Here is a 2626-nt window from a genome sequence, read left to right on the forward strand (position 1 = left end):
AGAAGGATGCTGATGCCTTGGTCGAGTTCGGCTGCACCGTCGTAGTCCGCGAGGACGGGGGCAAGGGCCCGGAGGTGCGGGAAGTCCTTTGCCGGCAAACGGTGCAGGCCCAGGCGGAGGAGTGCTTCGTTTTCTTCCGGATCCACGATGAGCTCTTGGAGTTCGTTGAGGATGTGGCCGTAGAGGAACCCGTAGTAGGCGCGGTAGACGTGCAGTGCGTCCTCGGGCGCGAATCCTGCGTCGATCAGCAGGGACAGGATCTGCTCGAGTGGCCGCAGGGTGCCCAGTGGCCGCAGGCCCAGTGGCGTGGACAGCGGGCGGGTGACCAGCAAGGGCACGACGTTGGGATGGCGGAGCGCCAAGCGGCGCAGGTCGTGGGCGATCCGGCGCAGTTGTGTCTGCCAGTCCTTGTCGTCAGGGAAGATCGTCAGTTCGTCCAGGACGAGCTCGGTCACCCCGTCAAGCAGGGCCGCTCTGTTGCCGGCGTAGCGGTAGAGGCTCATCGGATCCCGGCCCAGCTCCTGCCCGAGCCGCCGCATGGTCAGGGCATCAAGTCCTTCGGAATCTACGAGCTCCAGCGCCGTGGACAGCACCAGTTCACGGCCCAGCGGCTGTTTGCCGCCGGGGAACCGGCCGTCCTGGGGAGCCCTTTTCGAGGGGGACATGGATTCCATCCTGGTGGGAGAGCAAGCAGGCGCGTCCCAGAAAAGGTAAGCCAGCTTGCTATTCCTCTAGTCTACGCCTAACGTCTACAGCGTAGAGAAGTTGTTATCACAGGTTTCAGCAGTGAAGACCCGGGTTGCACGGCCACACTGGCCCCTCACACCATCCCAGGAGTAAACCATGACAGCACACAACACCCAGACCACCCACAACGACGCGGCACGGAACACGAACGACATCAAGGTCTCGACAAGGACCCTCGAATTCGCCGTATACGTGGCTGCGGTTCTCGCCACGATCATCACCGCCGCGGTTGTGGGAGACAATGCGAGCGAAAACGGCGTCGACGTCTTCAACGCCAGCACGGCCATGCAGTACATCACGTGGCTGACCGTGGGCCTCATGGTTGCCCGCGGCCTGGCCAAGGCCGGCAACCGGAACCACAACCGCGCGTAAGCTCGCGCCTGCTGCTCAGGCCCTATCGCCTGCAGTGCGCTAGTTGATCCTGGTGGAGCCTCCGGAAGCGGGGCCCCACCAGGATTTGCTTTTTCAACCCTTGGCATGGCATTTCGCTACGATTGAGTTTCCGACGGGATCGGACGCCCAGCGTGGCGCCCCCGACCAGACTTGGAGTGGGTAAGTGGATTCTGTACGGACTTTCGAATCAATAGTCATCATCTTCAACCCCAACAGCACCGGAGACGCGCCGGAGCTGGCCGAGAAGCTCCGGGACCGCCTGGCTGAACTCCTCACCTACTCGCCCGAGATCCGGCTGCAGCCGACCAGTCACGCCGGCCACGCGGTGGAGCTGGCCCGTGAGGCCTCCACCAGCACCAGGAACGTGCTGGTTGTCTCCGTCAGCGGGGACGGGGGCTACAACGAAGTCGTCAACGGTGTGATGCAAGGCGGCAATCCCGAGGCCGTATGTGCTGTCATGGCCGCAGGCAACGCCAACGACCACCGGCGGACCATAGGCACCAAACCGCTGGAAGAAGCCATCGCCGAGGGCCGCGTACGGCACATTGACCTGCTGCGCATCCATACCGGCCAGGGACCCGGCGAGGTGGCCGAATACGCCCACTCTTACATCGGCTTCGGGCTGACACCGGTGGTGGCGATCGACCTTGAAAAGGGCAGCAAAGGCGCCCTCAAGGAGATGTTCTCCGTGGTGCGCACGTTCTCGAAGTTCAAGCCCTTCGAAATACGCCAGACGGATGGAAAACGCCGGAAGTTCGACAGCCTCGTCTTCGCCAACATTCCCGAAATGGCCAAGTACGCCACGCTCAGCGAAGCAGACGACAAGGCTTCCGACGGGAAGTTCGAAGTGATCATTTTCCCGCACATGTCCAAGTGGCGGGTGCTCCTGACAGCGCTGCGGGCCACCACACAGGGACTGGGGGACCAGCCCAGCGTCAGCAGCTACGAGTTCACCACGCTCAAACCGCTTCCGTACCAGATCGACGGGGAAGTGAAGTCCGTGTCCGCAAAGACCGCGGTTAAGGTTGAGGCCGCCCCGTCCGCCCTGCCAATACTCGGGTAGGGCCGGCCATCACTCAGGCGGAAAGCCCGGAACGAAAGGAAGCCTCCGGATGGGTGTTCCTCCAGGGATGACTGCCAGAGTGGTCACCGCCGGCGCGCTTTCCTCCCACGTGTATTCACTGGCCGGACCTCACAGCAGATCCGCGGGCCCCGTTTTCGTGCTGCTGCACGGCATCGGCATGTCCCACCGCTACTACCGCAGGCTCCAGACTCTGCTGGCCGGGCACGGAGACACCCACTCCATCGATCTGCCCGGGTTCGGCGCAGCAGCAAAACCGGACCGGCAGATATCCGTCGCGGAATACGCGGCGGTCATCGCCGGTACGCTCGAAACCCTCGGCACCGGGCCGGTCGTCGTGGTCGGACACTCGATGGGTACCCAGTTCGCCACGGAATTAGCCGTCCTGCGCCCGGACCTGGTCTC

The 2626-nt window shown here is 63.4% G+C and carries 4 protein-coding genes; 3 read left to right on the forward strand and 1 reads right to left on the reverse strand.

Annotated elements, in window-relative coordinates:
• Positions 1-665: TetR/AcrR family transcriptional regulator C-terminal domain-containing protein (locus RIN13_RS20430; RefSeq protein ID WP_309109142.1), on the reverse strand; the 665-nt coding region annotated here is incomplete at its 3' end.
• A gap of 178 nt (positions 666-843) precedes the next feature.
• Between RIN13_RS20430 and RIN13_RS20435 the strand changes: the two genes are divergently transcribed.
• The 3 genes from RIN13_RS20435 to RIN13_RS20445 all read left to right on the forward strand — a co-directional run.
• Positions 844-1119 carry a hypothetical protein gene (locus RIN13_RS20435; RefSeq protein WP_309109143.1) on the forward strand — a complete coding sequence of 92 codons (276 nt, stop codon included), beginning with the start codon at positions 844-846 and terminating at the stop codon, positions 1117-1119.
• A 184-nt stretch (positions 1120-1303) separates the two neighbouring features.
• Positions 1304-2203: a diacylglycerol kinase family protein gene (locus RIN13_RS20440; protein ID WP_309109144.1), complete on the forward strand. Its 900-nt coding sequence runs from the start codon at positions 1304-1306 to the stop codon at positions 2201-2203.
• A gap of 49 nt (positions 2204-2252) precedes the next feature.
• Positions 2253-2626 (forward strand): alpha/beta fold hydrolase (locus RIN13_RS20445; RefSeq protein ID WP_309109145.1); only part of this gene is annotated, 374 nt, incomplete at its 3' end.

It is taken from the genome of Arthrobacter sp., from assembly GCF_031179985.1.
GTDB lineage: Bacteria > Actinomycetota > Actinomycetes > Actinomycetales > Micrococcaceae > Arthrobacter.

Coding starts and splice junctions, on each gene's coding strand:
- RIN13_RS20435 (WP_309109143.1), top strand. CDS start 844: ATGACAGCACACAACACCCAGACCACCCACAACGACGCGGCACGGAAC.